The sequence below is a fragment of the Ruminiclostridium sufflavum DSM 19573 genome, from assembly GCF_003208175.1.
GTDB classification, from domain to species: domain Bacteria; phylum Bacillota; class Clostridia; order Acetivibrionales; family DSM-1351; genus Ruminiclostridium; species Ruminiclostridium sufflavum.
This window is the reverse complement of the sequence record NZ_QKMR01000002.1, coordinates 64,725-80,989: the sequence shown is the minus strand read 5'-3', so window position 1 is coordinate 80,989 and position 16,265 is coordinate 64,725. Positions and strand designations below refer to the sequence as shown.

Below are 16,265 nucleotides of genomic sequence, written 5' to 3'. Positions count from 1 at the left end.
TATTTATTAATCATTTATCTTTTGTACAGCTTGATCCCATATTTCCTCAGCGGAGGTATTTCCCAATAAAAACTTAGGGAAATTTTTGATAACTACATCCTCCCATGCAGCCCGTTCAATTATAAGATCCGGAATAGGCGTCTTGTTTTTATCGGGAATCCTCTTAAAAACGCCTGCACTTTGCTCAGCTAACGAACTATAAGCTTTTTGCAAATCCATTTCCATATTTAAATTAGTAATCAACCCAGTCTTTTCATAAAAATATACGGCTGTTTCTTTAGAAGTTAAGTATTTCAAAAAAGCAATAGAGGTATCTTTCTTATTTAATGAATCCCAAGCGGACTTGCTTATATAAAAGGTACCTCCGCCCAATCCGGTCGGCATCTTGGGCTCCTCTTCCGTCATTGAAGGAAAAGGAATCATCTTAACGCTGGTATCATCCTTATCAAAATAAGGTATGAACCAAGAGCCTTGAACTATCATTGCTGCCTGCTTCGAAAAAAACAGATTGTTTCTCTCGTCACTGTATATCATAATGGAATCTTCAGAAAATGCACCCATATCATTTAATTCCTTCATATATTTCATTGCAGCAATATAGTAACTGTTTATTCTTCCGTCAACTAAGTACTCTTCAACTCCTTTAGAGCCTCCCAGACTTGCGATTATATTTTGATATATATATGAGCCCTCAGCAGTGGAATTATATGCTATAGGGATAATTCCGTTTTTCCTGAATACGATAACAGCCTCTTTCAGTTCTTTATAATTTACAGGTTCCTTTACTCCATACTTATCAAACAAATCCTTATTTATAAAAAGTCCTTCAAATGCCACTTCGAAAGGGATTCCATAAATACGGTTGTTATAAGTTGTCGAACTGAAGCTTGACTGCTTAAAGCTATCCATCCATGTCCTGTCTTGTTTGAGTGTGTCAGTAATATCTGCTATTTTACCTGCTTTAATAAGGTACTTGATATCAGAACCAGGCCATAAGCCAAAAACATCCGGTCCGCTTCCCGAAGCAAATTTTGTCTTAAGAGTCGGTAAATAATCATCGCCGAATATAGATTGGTTTACTATTTTTATATTTGGATTTTCGTCTTCAAACTTTGCTATAATTTCCTTCAGTATTCCGGCTTTACTATCCACACCACCCCAGCTGGTCATTAAATTTATTGTTTCAGCTTTAATAGGTGTATCGTTCTTTTTAACAAGCTCCGGGTTCTGTGAATTTATGCCTGAACACGAAGCAAGCATTATATTCAGTAATGTAATAGAAACTATAGTTAATAATTTTTTTGAACATCTCATTATTTAACTCCAATCAATAATACTTAATTTTTCAGTTTGCCTATGAGAACTGTATAATTAATATATTATCGCAGACAATATATTACCGCAGAATTACCTAGAGTTGAATTACTACTATTTCTATTATAGCTATTTTTTGTATAATCTACAACAAACAAATTTTGACTAAAGTCAATTACGGTTCAAGCCTTCGCGATGATATTTGTATCAAGACGATATTTATATCGTCTTTTCAGGCGAATTAAGCTTTTAAGCTAATTTTGAACACAGCTTGGGTTTGAATTTGTTTTAACTTTAGGAGGCTTCAGCCTCAAACCCAAACTATCGGACGATTATATAGTTTATTTAACCGACAGTAATTGACTTTTATGCGGCAAACCGCAAAGCTTCTGCCGTACATATAAAAATAAGCTATAATGAATATTTTTCATTATAGCTTACTAATAATTATATTATATAACATTTTTTATATAATTGATAGCTTTATTTTTCTATTTTCATCCAGATCAATTCCAACCAAAGACCCTTCCTTGACGGCACCCTTTAGATACTCCTCTGAAAGAACATCTTCAATATAGTTTTGTATAGCGCGCCTTAACGGTCTTGCACCGAATTTGACATCATAACCCTTTTCGAGAATAAATTCTTTCACCCTGTCAGATACATTTAATTTTATATTTTTTTCTCCCGCTTCTTCATAGACCTCTTCAAGCATCAAGTCTATAATCTGCTTGAGTTCTTCCTTCCCAAGCTCGGTAAACACTATTATTTCATCAATTCTATTCAGAAACTCAGGTCTGAACGTTTCTTTAATAACATCCTTTACCCTGCTTTCCAATGCATTGTATGAATTGTTGGAAAAGCCTATGCCGGTTGATTTCAGATTGGTTCCTGCATTTGATGTCATTATGATAACTGTGTTTTCAAAGCTTACAGTTCTGCCGTGACTGTCCGTCAATCTTCCATCTTCAAGTATCTGCAGCAGCATATTAAACACATCCGGATGAGCCTTTTCCATTTCATCCATCAAAATAACCGAATAAGGCTTTCTTCTCACCTTTTCTGTCAATTGGCCTGCGTCATCATATCCAACATATCCCGGAGGAGAACCTATCAATTTAGACACTGTATGTTTTTCCATATATTCAGACATATCAAGTCTGATTAATGCTTCTTCGCTTGAGAATAGTTCAATAGCCAAAGCTCTGACAAGCTCTGTTTTTCCAACTCCTGTAGGTCCCACAAATATAAATGATGCCGGCTTTTTCTTTTTCTTGAAGCCCGACCTGCTTCTGCGTATAGCCTTAGCCACACCCTCCACCGCCTTGTTTTGTCCTATCACGCGCCTGTGTATTCTTGCTTCAAGGTTAATCAGCTTTTCAGATTCTTCTTCGCTCAACTGCTGAATTGGTATTTTTGTCCATGCCTCTATTACTCCCGCAATATCCTCTGTAGTTATCCACACATCATTAGTTGTGTCTTCAATTTCCTTTATAAGCCCTATAAGCTTACACTCGTGCACTTTCAAGTCGGCAGCTTTCTGATAATCCTCAATTGAGTCTGCTGATATGGCCGTATCCTTAGCCTCCTGAACCTTCACCAGCTCATCCTTGTATGACTGCAGCTCTACAAGCTTTATATTTCTCAGATTAGCTCTGGAACCGGCTTCATCTATAACATCAATAGCCTTGTCAGGCAAAAACCTGTCAGTTATATATCTCTCGGAATAATTAACAGCTGCTCTCACAACCTCTTCGCTTATCTTTACGCAATGATACTCTTCGTAATAGTGCTTAATTCCTAAAAGAATCTCAACAGATTCTTCAATTGACGGTTCATCAACTACAATCGGTTGAAATCTCCTTTCTAAAGCAGAATCCTTCTCAATATTCTTTCTGTACTCATTTAAGGTTGTTGCCCCGATTACCTGAATTTCTCCTCTTGACAAGGCAGGCTTGAGTATATTTGCAGCATTCATAGCGCCTTCGGCTTCTCCGGCACCCATTATATTGTGAAGTTCGTCTATAACAAGAATAATATTTCCATAGGCCTTGGCTTCATCAATTATGCCTTTCATTCTGCTCTCAAACTGGCCTCTGAACTGTGTACCTGCCACCACGCTTGTCATATCAAGCAAATAAACTTCTGAGTTATGCAGCTTTATCGGCACCTCTTTCTGAGCTATCCTAACTGCCAGACCTTCAGCTATAGCTGTTTTTCCAACACCCGGCTCACCAATCAGCACAGGATTATTCTTGGTCCTTCTGTTTAAAATCTGTATAACCCTGTCTATTTCCCTGTTTCTTCCTATTACCTTGTCAATTCCTCCATCTCTTGCCTTATCAATAAGATTAGTTCCATACATATCCAAATATTTTTTCTTTTTATTTACTTTTTTATCCTGCACCTTTGTTTTGGAATAATTTTTATTGTCTTTATCCTCTCCGCCATTTGAATCCTGATTATTAGTTGAAGGCACATCACTTTTGGCAGTGCTGCCTTCAGTATTGTTTACCTTGGGAAAAGCCTTATTCAGCATACCAAAAAAAGGATTATTTTCATTAATATTACTTGACTCCTGCAATGCTTCCATCATATCGTTACCGTCAATTCCCTCCAGCATATCCCCAACCTGTTTGCTTATATTGTCAAGTTCATCCTCCGTCATACCTGTTTGAGACAGCAGCTGATCTATGGGCTGGAGGTTCTGCTTTCTTGCACAGCTTATGCAAAGCCCCTCCTGAATTTGTTTCCCCTCAACAAGTTTTGTTACAAATACAACTGCTATATTTTTATGACAGACCGAACATTTTATCATATTAACCTCCACGCCCAATTGGGCACAAAAATTTGGTAAAAACCAGCTTGAAAGACACCTTGTTTGTAATAAACCTTGTTTACGAAGTCAATTACTATCGGCTAAATAAACGATATAATCGTCCGATAGCTTGGATTTGAGGCTGAAGCCTCCTAAAGAACAAATTCAAATTGCGTTAAAAATCAGCCTAAGGCTTAATTCGACTGAAAATACGATATAAATATCGTATTGATATAAATATCGTCTTGATACAAATATCATCGCAAAGGCTTGAACCGTAATTGACTTTAGTCAAACATCTTATAGCTTAAAACTTGAAAATGCACCATGTTTATATAATCCCTGCTTGTAAACTTGCCGGTTTCCAGCATAAAGCTGCAGCTATTATGCCGGCCTCCATATTCCTGACAGCCTCAGTGAATCAAATTCACAGCATAAAGCAATTAAATATACTCACATATATAATATATTATTTCCAATAATGGCTAAAATAAAATATAGTTTTCATTATATAATACTACTGATTTTTTATTAGTATAACACAAGAAAAATTTCAGGTCTAACCCATTTATATCAATTTTCAGTGCTAAGCACCTATTTTAATGGTTTAAGGCAAAAAAAATAAAAAAAACTGGACTATAGTCTTTTTAGCTAAGCTATACGATTATAACCCAGATTTTTTTAATTATTGTGTAAAACAGCAAATACCCTATAATAACAAAATGTAAAAACAATAAATAACCATATAACCTATAATACTAAATATTTCACATAAACATTTTAAAAATGGTTGTTACAAATGCGCCAAGAAGTGCTGTTACCGGAATAGTAAAAACCCATGCAAAAACAATATTTCTTGCAAGTGCCCATCTTACCGCCGATAATCTTTTTGATGCACCGACACCCATTATGGAAGTGGAAATAACCTGAGTAGTACTAACAGGTGCACCTATCGCAGACATTGCCTGTATAACAATCGCCGCACCGGTTTCTGCCGCAAAGCCTCCAATTGGCTGAAGCCTTATCATATTTACTCCCATCGTTTTAATAATCTTCCACCCTCCCACAGACGTACCCAAAGCCATTACAAACGCACATGCAAAAACAACCCATAAAGGTACACCGCTTCCGGGGCTGACATATTTTGCACCTACTAAAGCCAATGTTATTATACCCATTGATATCTGGGCATCATTTTTACCATGTGAAAAGGCCATAAATGCCGCTGACAATATTTGAAGCTTTGAGAAATATTTATTGACAAACCGCTGTGAATAAGGACTTAATAGCTTAAATAAAAGCTTCATAAATATAAAGCCCATGCCAAAGCCAAGAAATGGAGAAGAAAATAAGGGTATTATTACCTTGTGAAGTACTCCAGACCATTTTACTATACTCAGCCCGCCAGAATAAGCAATTGATGAACCGATAAGCGCTCCGATCAATGCATGGGAGGAGCTGCTTGGAATTGCGATATACCATGTAATCAAGTCCCATGAGATTGCTGCAATTAAGGTAGCCATAACAACATATTCTACTGTAATCATTTGACTGTCAACTAAACCTTCTGCTATAGTCTCTGCTACCTTATTGCTGATTAATGCTCCGACTAAATTTAATGAAGCCGACATGAAAATAGCCTGTCTGGGTGATAATACTCTTGTGGAAACAGACGTGGCAATGGAATTTGCAGTATCATGAAAACCATTTATCAAACCAAATCCCAGTGCTAATAAAATAACAGCTATTAAAGAAATACTAGGCATGCTTCATAACAACCCCTTCAATTATATTTGCTACATCTTCACATGCATCAATAGTATTTTCAAAGAAATCAATAATTTCTTTCCATTTTATCACTTCAATAGCATCCTTTTCAGTTAAAAACAGCTTTGCCATTGCATCCATGAAAACAGAATCCGCTTCATCCTCAATATTATTTACCTCAATTATTTTGTCTTCAAGCTTTTTGCTCTTCTTCATGTTTTTCATTTCAAATATCACATTTTTAAGTTCCTTAGTTGCATTTACTATTAATTTGGAAAGCACAATAGCCTCAGGCCTTACTTCCTTGACATTGTACATACTGAATCTTTGAGCTGCCGCCTCAATATCATCCGTAATATTGTCAAGCTCCCTCGCAATCAAATGAATATCCTCTCTGTCAATAGGAGTAATAAAGGATTTGTTAAGCTCATTTAAAATTTTGTGTACAATAGAATCACAGGCATGCTCCGCATCCTCAATGCTTTTAATCTTTTCATTAACATTAACATAATTATTGGTTAAGTCATCCAAAAGTTCTGCTGCCTTGCAAATAATCTCACTTGTTTCAATAAAATAATCAAAAAAACGTTCTTCTTTAGATGTTGGTCTAAACATTAAACAATACCTTCTTTCTGTAAATGTAAAACAATTTACTTCCTCATCATAAATCAATGTTAATTTTTTTACAACAAAGTTAACATAGAATTAACAATTTATAAGGTATAAATTTTGCAAAATAATTTCATTTTAAAATAAAAAGCCTCGAATATATATAGCTGTGCCATATACTATACTCAAGGCTTTACATTATTTATTAACTTTTTACAAAAACGCACTATTTTTTATGCAAAAATCTTAAATATTGTTGTAATAAAAGCGCCAATAAGTGCCGTAACGGGTATTGTAAATATCCACGCATAAACGATATTCCTGCACAGTGCCCATCTTACGGCAGATAATCTTTTAGATGCACCCACTCCCATTATGGATGTTGATATAACATGTGTGGTACTTACAGGTGCACCGATTGCAGACATCGACTCAATAACTATGGCGGCACCGGTTTCAGCTGCAAACCCGCCAATAGGCTGTAGCCTTATCATATTAACTCCTACTGTTTTAATAATTTTCCAGCCGCCGAGAGAGGTTCCCAATGCCATTGACATGGCACAAGCAAACATTACCCAGAACGGTACACCGCTTTCAGGACTGATAAGATTCGCACCCACCAAGGCTAAGGTAATAATTCCCATTGATTTCTGAGCATCGTTTTTACCGTGGGAATAAGCCATAAATGCTGCCGACAATATTTGAAGCTTAGAAAAATACTTGTTAACGAACCTCTGTGAATATGGGCGGAGCAGCTTAAATAAAAGCCTCATAAATAAAAAACCCATTACAAAGCCAAGTACCGGAGATGAAAACAGGGGAATTATAACTTTGTCAAGCACACCATCCCATTTTACAATACTGAATCCTCCCGAATATGCAACAGACGAACCTATAAGCGCTCCTATAAGCGCATGGGAGGAGCTGCTTGGAATAGCTATATACCATGTAATTAAGTCCCAAACAATTGCTGCAATCAAGGTTGCTATAATTACATATTGCACCTTAATCATTGAGCTGTCTACCAATCCCTTTGCAATAGTCTCAGCCACCTTGCTGCTCATCAAGGCTCCGATAAGATTTAAGGAGGCTGACATAAATATGGCCTGTCTTGGTGACAATACTCTTGTAGAAACAGATGTAGCAATGGAATTGGCAGTATCATGAAAACCATTTATAAAGTCAAATCCAAGTGCCAAAACAATAACAACTATTAAGGAAACACTAAGCATGCTTCATAACAACCCCTTCTATTATATTTGCAACATCTTCACATGCATCAATGGTATTTTCAAAAAATTCAATTATTTCCTTCCATTTAATTACCTCAATTGCATCCTTTTCGGATAAAAACAGGTTTGTCATAGCATCTCTGAAAACTGAATCCGCTTCGTCTTCAATATTATTTACCTCAATAATTTTCTCTTCAAGGCTCTTGCTCTTTTTCATGTTTTTCATTTCAAGTATTACGTTCTTCAGTTCATTTGTCGCATTTACAACTAATTTGGAAAGTACAGTCGCCTCAGGTCTCAATTTCTGTACGTTGTACATACTGAACCTCTGGGCCGCCGCTTCAATATCGTCTGTAATATTGTCAAGCTCTCTTGCAATCAAGTAAATATCTTCTCTGTCAATAGGGGTAATGAATGCTTTGTTTAATTCATTTAAAATTTTGTGAACGATATTATCGCAAGCATGCTCTGCATCTTCGATGGTTTTAATCTTTTCATTAACATTGACATAATTATTTGTTAAGTCGTCTAAAAGCCCTGCTGCCTTGCAAATAATCTCACTTGTTTCAATAAAATAATCAAAAAAACGTTCTTCTTTAGATGTTGGTCTAAACATTAGCAATACCTTCTTTCCATAATAATGAACAAATTACTTCATCATCATAAAGCATTGTTAGTTTTTTTACAACATACTTAACATATAATTAAATATACTTAACATATAATTAACAAAAGTCAATTATTGTCGTCTAAAGCCAAAGACCAAATTCAAACCCAGACTGCGTTAAACATCAGTCTGAAAGCTTAATCCGGCTAAGGCGCTACAAATATCGTCCGGATATTCTACCACAGCAAAGGCTTGAACCCTAATTGACCTTAGTCAACTACTATAGGCTGCGAAATCTTTTGCCTATCAAACATTTTTTTCAGATATTGTCCCGTATATGATTCCCGGACCTTTGCTATTTCTTCGGGAGTTCCTTCCGCAACAACAGTTCCTCCCTTATCTCCTCCTTCCGGTCCCAAGTCTATGACATAATCTGAAGTCTTTATAACATCTAGATTGTGCTCAATGACAATAATGGAGTTTCCTGAATCTGCAAGTCTCTGCAAAATATCTATCAATCTGTGTACATCGGCAACATGCAGACCCGTTGTCGGCTCATCCAATATATAAAGCGTTTTTCCGGTGCTTCTCTTTGAGAGCTCAGTCGCAAGCTTCACTCTTTGCGCTTCTCCTCCCGAAAGAGTATTTGAGGGTTGTCCGACCTTTACATATCCAAGTCCCACATCAAACAGTGTCTGCAGTTTTCTTTGGATTTTGGGTATGTTTTTAAAGAACTCCAATGCATCCTCTATCGTCATGTCCAATACATCAGATATACTTTTACCTTTATATTTAACCTCGAGTGTTTCCCTATTATACCGCTTGCCCTTGCAAACCTCACACGGAACATATATATCCGGCAGAAAATGCATTTCTATTTTTATTATACCGTCTCCGCTGCAAGCCTCGCATCTTCCTCCCTTAACATTAAAGCTGAATCTTCCTGCTTTATATCCTTTCATTTTTGCTTCATTTGTCGAAGCATAAACCTCCCTTATCAGATCATAAACTCCTGTGTAAGTTGCAGGATTCGATCTGGGAGTTTTTCCGATAGGAGACTGGTCAATATTTATAACCTTGTCCAAATAATTGACGCCATTTATGGCATCGTGCTCTGCCGGCTTGGTTTTTGCTCTGTTTAGCTGATTTGCCAGACTCTTTTGCAAAATTTCATTTATCAGAGTACTCTTGCCTGAACCTGACACTCCTGTAATAGCCGTCATAACACCCAAGGGAATTTTGACCGTAATGTTTTTTAAATTATTAGCTCTAGCTCCTATCACTTCCAGCCATTTGCCATTGGGCTTTCTTCTTTCTTCAGGAATCTGTATTTTCTTTTTACCGCTAAGGTACTGGCCGGTAACAGAAGCTTCGCATTTAAGTATTTTATCCAACGATCCCTCAGCCACCACATATCCGCCATGAACTCCGGCACCGGGTCCCATGTCAATGATATGATCAGCTGCATGCATAGTATCCTCATCATGTTCAACAACAACCAAGGTGTTTCCCAAGTCTCTTAAACGTGTAAGCGTACTCAGCAGCTTGTCATTGTCTCTCTGATGCAACCCTATACTTGGCTCATCAAGGATATATAAAACACCCATCAAGCCTGACCCTATCTGAGTAGCAAGCCTGATTCTCTGAGCCTCTCCTCCTGAAAGTGTTCCCGCAGCTCTGGATAATGTAAGGTAATTTAAGCCCACATCTAAAAGAAAACCTATTCTGGCATTTATTTCTTTTAGTATCTGCCTTCCAATCATTTTTTTCCTGTCAGTTAAAATCAATTTTATAAAAAAATCCTTTATATCAGATATTGACATAACAGACAGCTCATGAATATTTTTATCTCCCACGGTAACCGCAAGGCTTTCCGGCTTGAGCCTTGCACCCATACAGTCCGGGCATGGATTATTGCTCATGAATTGTTCATAATATTGCTTTGAACTATCAGAGCTTGTCTCTCTGTACCGTCTTTCTATTACATTTATTACCCCTTCGAAAGCAGCCATATATGAACCGCTGCCATATTCCCTCTCATACTCAACCTTTATTTTCTCACCCTTTGTTCCATATAAAATAATATCAATAATTTCTGCAGGCAGCTTGTGAAAGGGCGTATTCAATTTAAATTTATAATGCTTGGCAAGAGCGTTAAACATCATTCTGGTATATGCATCCTCACTCTCTATGTTCCAGCCCGAAGTCACTATAGCTCCCTCTACAAGCGATAAGGCTCTGTCAGATATAACCAGATCAGGGTCAATTTTCAGCAAATTCCCAAGTCCTGTACATGTGGGACATGCACCAAATGGATTGTTAAACGAAAACATTCTGGGAGTAAGCTCTTCTATGCTTATACCGCAATCACTGCAAGCAAAATTCTGGCTTAAAAGTATTTCTTCCTTTCCGATAACATCAACAATTACTATGCCTCCGCTCAGATGTGAAACTGTTTCCAGAGAATCTGTCAATCGCTTCTGTATATCCTTGTGAATAATAAGTCTGTCAACAACAATCTCTATGTTATGCTTTTTATTTTTGTCCAGAACTATATCCTCATTAATATCTACCACCTGACCGTCAATTCTTAGTCTGACAAAGCCGCCTTTTTTCGCATCCTCAATCAATTTATGGAATTCGCCCTTACGCCCTCTAACGACCGGTGCAAGCAGCTGTATCCTTGCATCCTCTTCTAAACCCATTATCTGGTCAACCATCTGGTCAATAGTTTGCTGAGTTATCTCTTTTCCGCATTTGGGACAATGAGGTATGCCTATTCTGGCATACAGCAGCCTGAGGTAATCATGTATCTCTGTTACAGTTCCTACCGTTGAACGGGGATTTCTGCTTGTGGTTTTCTGGTCTATAGCTATTGCCGGCGATAAGCCGTCAATATAATCAATATCCGGCTTTTCCATCTGTCCCAAGAACTGTCTGGCATATGATGACAATGACTCAACATATCTTCTCTGACCTTCTGCATATATGGTATCAAATGCCAGGGAGGACTTTCCTGATCCGCTTAATCCTGTTATTACAATAAACTTGTCTCTGGGTATCTCAATGTCTACATTCTTTAGATTGTGCTCACGAGCACCCTTAATAAAAATATTATCTCTAATCATTTATGCACCTTTCTGTTTTTAACCCTGCACCGTTCAGTAAATTACAACTGCCATGTATTTCCATAATAACCTCCGCGCACATATTGGGCACAAAATTTTAGTAAAGCCTCTGTGGCAAACCTCTGCTTCGCGGAGATACATTAATTGTTTTAATATACCATACATTTTCTTTCCAGCTATCTCTGTATTCTATGTCAGCCGCATGCTTAGAAAGCTCAAACCGATAAGAGCGAAATAACAAAGCAAGGTTATTAATTTTATTATTGTTAAGCTTTTATATATATGCATTTGTATATATTATATCAAATATATACGTCAATGCAAACGTTTGTTCGATTATTTTTGTTAATTTTAATTGATATTTTTTTATCTAACTGTTATAATAGCCATGAACAATAAACAAATCTGCTGCACTTTAGCAAAAACCGAATAAAACCTAGGGGAGCTGAAAATAATTCGGCTGAGATAAGTATGTTTTACTTAAAACCCATATACCTGATCTGGATAATGCCAGCGTAGGAATACTGCGTTCTAAGCCAGCTTAATGCATATTTGCCAAAACAAAGGGATATCGGCTTGATATCTTATAATGCAAAGGCTTGAAACTGCAGTTGACTTTAGTCATACATAATTTCCAAACAGGTATGGCTTTTTTTGTTGCTTAAAAAAGTCAAAACTATCAGCTAAAAAACCGATGATATCGGTCAATAGTTTTGTTTTGAGGCTGAAAAATTATGGAGGAATTTTTTATGAAAACAATGTCTACCAAAATGTTAGTAGAAGCAGGAGTAATGATTGCTCTCGCACAAATTCTAAGCTATGTTAAGCTTTATGAATCTTACAACGGAGGCTCTGTGACTTTGGGAAGTATGCTTCCCATTATTATTTTTGCAATCAGATGGGGAAGCAAGCCGGGAATATTTGCAGGCTTGGTATTCGGATTTCTTCAATTTGCACTTGGGACAAAATTCTCATACCACCCGATAGGTATTTTTATTGACTACCTATTTGCATTTGGAGTTCTGGGCCTTGCCGGCTTATTCAGGAAAAATATATTTACTATAGTAGGAAGTGTGTTTATTGCTATGGCTGGAAGATTTACCTTTCACTTTATTTCAGGAGTTTTTTTATGGTACATGTATACTCCGGAAGGAATGAACCTATATTTATACTCTCTTATTTACAACGGAAGCTATATGCTGCCGGAATTTCTAATTTCTGCAGTACTGGTATGTGCTTTATATAAGCCTTTGAAAAGGTTTATCGAAAATAGGGATACGGCTGCCTCGAGAATTTGATATTAATAACAAGTTTGAGCACCCATAGACTTTTTGCTGTAAAGTTGAGTTTATCCTTTAAGCTTTAACTAAAGAATGCGAAAATGGCGCTTGAGCGTCATTCCCGCATTCTTTAGTTTTCCATTTTCAGGTATTGCTCTAATTGGAGTAAAGCATATCATACTGCCCTTTACTATAGAATTATACAAATTAATCCGCCGCTTCCCTCATTAATTATCTTCTGCAGCGTTTCCTGCAATTTCATCTGCGCATCCTCAGGCATTCTGAACAGCTTGTTCTGCAAGCCTTCTTGCACCAGCTCATGCAGTGATTTACCGAATATATTGGATTCCCACAGCTTTGCAGTATCATTTTCAAACTCTTTTAACAAATATGTAACCAGCTCCTCAGATTGCTTTTCGGTACCTACCATTGGAGCTATTTCCGTTTCTATGTCCGCACGAATCATATGTATTGATTGCAGCAAACAGAAGTATCTGTCCTGCTACGTAACACCTTGTAATTGGCGGGTTTCTCCATTACCTTAAAATATATTTTAAGGTCTATTTCATTTTTATTGTCTGTTTTATAAACTTCTATTCTATCTAATAAGCTTTCTATTATTTCATTATTAAAGCCCTCATCAAAATCAAGTTCCTTTGCAATTAATTTCCTTAAGGTTTCAACAGAACAACCGATTTCTTTATTTTTTATTTCCTCCAGCTTAAGCTCCTTTAGTCTTATGTTGAGACTATCAATGCTATTGTTGAATTTATTATTTCTTATTTCAAACTCATCATCGGAAATTCTTCCGTTTATGCTTAACTCCAACAGCTTATCCTTCATTTTAAGAAGCTGGTTAATCTCAACCTGTACTTTAGCAATATCTTCTTTTATTTTCGACTGTAATCCAATGCCTGAATACATGTTTATCATATCATGTATAATCTCAGAACGGTTTATGATAATTTCGTCATAGGCCTTTTTTATAATCATATTCAGCTCCGTTGTATATATTGACGGTGAACCGCAGCCTTCCTTACCCTTTTCAGCATACCTTTTGCATTGCCAAACTTCCTTGTTTCCGGAGCTATATCTATACAGTGATCTGTAATAAGGAACCTTATGCTCGGAGCATATTATTTTACCACTATATACATATTTGTTCTGGTAGCTTGTCCTGTCATCAGAGGACTGTTTTTCACTGCGCTTTTTTAAGATATAATTAGCTTTTTGCCATATTTCTTCCGAAACTATAGGAGGAACATTTTCCTCATCCTTATACATCACCCATTCAGTCTGGTTCAAGTATTTTCTGTCACTCAGCTTGTAATCGTACTTATGAGATTTATTTCCGCAGTAATACCCCATATATTTAGGATTTGTAATTATATTTTTGATAGTTGAAAATGAAAATGGATTTCCATTACTATTTGTAAATCCCATTTCCTCCAGCCTTGAACTTATTCCTCTTATACCTATATTTTCTGTTGCATACATGTCAAATATCTTTCTTACTGCTTCTGATTCTTTTTCATCAATTATAAGCTTTCCGTTTTCTTTAGTATATCCCCATATTTTACTGTTTCCCAGAACAACACCATTCTCGACGGCCCTTTTGAATCCGAATTTTACTCTCTCCGATATTTTTCTAACCTCATCCTGAGCAATACTGGACATGATGGTCAGCCTGAGCTCTGCATCTGGCATTAATGTATTTATATTATCCGATTGAAAAAGAACTCCAACTCCATAGGATAGCAACTCCTGTGTATATTTTATGCTGTCTAACGTATTCCTTGAAAACCTTGATATTTCTTTTGTAACAATAAAGTCAAACTTTCTAAGCTTTGCATCTGAAATCATTCTCAAAAATGATTCACGCTTATTAACACTGCAGCCACTGATGCCTTCATCAATATAGCCTTCTGTATAAACCCAATTGGGATTATTTTTTATAAAATCCGAATAATATTTAATTTGATTTTGCAGGGAATGGGCTTGCTCATCCTTCTCGGTAGACACTCTAGCATAATAAGTAACCCTGAGCTTTAAGTCATATATTGTTTTACCGCTATTAAGGTCATTTCGTATGGTATATAAGTCCATTTCAACACCTCTTTAGATTTCTGTATGTTACTTATTATTATATGATTTAGAACATATCTGTCAACAGTTTAAATTCAGGCTATAAATATAGTACTATATTCCCATAGCCTTTTTACAAAAAAATAAAAACCTTATAACAGAATAGTTTCTATATAAAAGGCTTTTTATTAAATCTAATATTTTTAAAATTTAACTCTTAACTAAATTTCATATATGCATTAGCTCTTATTTAATATTATTTCCTTTGCTTTTATGTACATTTCTTCTGTTATATACCCCTGTTCAAACAGACGCCGGTTAATATGGATCTTAATCTCTATAATAACATTCTTAATTGCTTCTTTATTTAGAACTCTGACATCACCCATGTAATCACCTCTGTATATTTTATTCAAATATTGCAAATAATATGAACTTTAAAATTTATAAATTTAGCGTTCACAGTACATCCATATCCCTGAGCTGAATAATAAAGGAAAAGCTGGTTAATCAATATAACTAATGAAGTTATATCGATTAACCAGCTTTCCCTTTATTACAAAATCCGCTCTGTTCAAACATTATTTGCGACAGAACCTTAAAAGGGAGTGCGTAAACTATTATTATACCTTACGGCACTCCCTAATATAATTACTAAGGCAAGCCTTAAACAAAGTCATAAAGCTTTTCTTTTCACAGTACATTCCTCTTCCAATTTAGTTAATTATAAAAATACCCTTTGTATTCATTTATAATTGATATTATTTGTAGCGGTAATATCCTACAATTTTTCTTGTTCCTCCCCAGTAACTACCAAAAGTTGCATAGTCTACTCCACTGCTTTGAGCTCCAATAAATTTTGTACTACTAATATAAATACCTGCATGTCCATAACTTGTATCTGATCCACTAGCAAAAACTACTATGTCACCCTTTTGTGGTGTAGACACCTTTTTTAATTGACTAGGCGGATTACTTGGATCTTGAGACCACGATGTTGCTGTCATATATGTATAGGATAAACCAGCTTCACTGTATATCGTATTTACAAAATGAGAACAGTCTATACCAGATTTACTGTTTCCACCCATTGAGTAAGGTGTACCTATCCATGCTTCTGCCTTCGCTACAATAGTACTTCCACTAACTGCAGCAGCGTTTACTGTAGCAACACTTCCGACTGACAAACTACTCACGATGAATAAAGCAGCCATGATAAGGGACAGCATTTTTTTTAATCTTTTCATATGTAACCTCTTTTCTATTGGTATATTTTTCTATATTTTAACATAATATTCCAATAGATGCAATAGTTAAACTTTAATCTGCTATTTACCAGCACTTACGCAATTGCCGTAAATAATTTGCAAAAAGCATTCGTCCTTTTTTCCTAACTCTCTGTTAAGTTTTTCAGCGTAATTCGAG

The 16,265-nt window shown here is 36.1% G+C and carries 11 protein-coding genes, 1 pseudogene and 1 riboswitch; of the genes and pseudogenes, 1 reads left to right on the top strand and 11 read right to left on the bottom strand.

Translation table 11 applies throughout. The features are described 5' to 3' along the window. Positions 1–6: 6 nt before the first annotated feature. The 7 genes from LY28_RS01700 to uvrA all read right to left on the bottom strand — a co-directional run bounded on the left by LY28_RS01700 (position 7) and on the right by uvrA (position 11,475). Positions 7–1,314: an ABC transporter substrate-binding protein gene (locus LY28_RS01700; protein ID WP_110460445.1), complete on the bottom strand. Its 1,308-nt coding sequence runs from the start codon at positions 1,312–1,314 to the stop codon at positions 7–9. Positions 1,315–1,780: 466 nt separating this feature from the next. Then, positions 1,781–4,132 (bottom strand): ATP-dependent Clp protease ATP-binding subunit, encoded by a 2,352-nt coding sequence (locus tag LY28_RS01695; RefSeq protein ID WP_110460444.1) that lies wholly within the window; start codon positions 4,130–4,132, stop codon positions 1,781–1,783. A 767-nt stretch (positions 4,133–4,899) separates the two neighbouring features. Beyond that, positions 4,900–5,898 (bottom strand): inorganic phosphate transporter, encoded by a 999-nt coding sequence (locus LY28_RS01690; RefSeq protein ID WP_110460443.1) that lies wholly within the window; start codon positions 5,896–5,898, stop codon positions 4,900–4,902. Beyond that, positions 5,891–6,514 carry a DUF47 domain-containing protein gene (locus LY28_RS01685; RefSeq protein ID WP_110460442.1) on the bottom strand — a complete coding sequence of 208 codons (624 nt, stop codon included), beginning with the start codon at positions 6,512–6,514 and terminating at the stop codon, positions 5,891–5,893. Before LY28_RS01685 ends, LY28_RS01690 begins: the two co-directional genes overlap by 8 nt. Before the next feature lie 227 nt (positions 6,515–6,741). Next, the gene (locus tag LY28_RS01680) at positions 6,742–7,740 is read right to left on the bottom strand and encodes an inorganic phosphate transporter (RefSeq protein ID WP_110460441.1); all 999 of its coding nucleotides are present in this window, start codon (positions 7,738–7,740) and stop codon (positions 6,742–6,744) included. Continuing rightward, positions 7,733–8,356 carry a DUF47 domain-containing protein gene (locus LY28_RS01675; protein ID WP_110460440.1) on the bottom strand — a complete coding sequence of 208 codons (624 nt, stop codon included), beginning with the start codon at positions 8,354–8,356 and terminating at the stop codon, positions 7,733–7,735. The genes LY28_RS01680 and LY28_RS01675 overlap by 8 nt, the downstream gene beginning before the upstream one ends. Positions 8,357–8,616: 260 nt before the next feature. Then, the gene (gene uvrA / locus LY28_RS01670; protein ID WP_110460439.1) at positions 8,617–11,475 is read right to left on the bottom strand and encodes an excinuclease ABC subunit UvrA; all 2,859 of its coding nucleotides are present in this window, start codon (positions 11,473–11,475) and stop codon (positions 8,617–8,619) included. A gap of 428 nt (positions 11,476–11,903) precedes the next feature. Further along, positions 11,904–12,014, top strand: a riboswitch (TPP riboswitch). 210 nt (positions 12,015–12,224) lie between these two features. Here uvrA and thiT point away from each other — a divergent pair. Continuing rightward, complete coding sequence (gene thiT / locus LY28_RS01665; protein WP_110460438.1) at positions 12,225–12,773, top strand: energy-coupled thiamine transporter ThiT; 549 nt, start codon at positions 12,225–12,227, stop codon at positions 12,771–12,773. Between the two features lie 172 nt (positions 12,774–12,945). On the opposite strand, the pseudogene LY28_RS01660 reads toward thiT, so the two are convergent. The 4 genes and pseudogenes from LY28_RS01660 to LY28_RS01650 form a co-directional block, all read right to left on the bottom strand. Next, positions 12,946–13,230, bottom strand: a pseudogene (locus tag LY28_RS01660) (sporulation stage IV protein A); the annotation flags it as partial. Continuing rightward, entirely contained in the window at positions 13,218–14,861 is a 1,644-nt protein-coding gene (locus LY28_RS01655; protein WP_110460436.1) for a recombinase family protein, read from the bottom strand. The pseudogene LY28_RS01660 and the gene LY28_RS01655, both read right to left, overlap by 13 nt. 218 nt (positions 14,862–15,079) lie before the next feature. Then, complete coding sequence (locus LY28_RS19005; RefSeq protein ID WP_165835464.1) at positions 15,080–15,229, bottom strand: hypothetical protein; 150 nt, start codon at positions 15,227–15,229, stop codon at positions 15,080–15,082. A 372-nt stretch (positions 15,230–15,601) separates the two neighbouring features. Then, positions 15,602–16,087 (bottom strand): C40 family peptidase, encoded by a 486-nt coding sequence (locus LY28_RS01650; protein ID WP_110460435.1) that lies wholly within the window; start codon positions 16,085–16,087, stop codon positions 15,602–15,604. Positions 16,088–16,265: the final 178 nt, after the last annotated feature.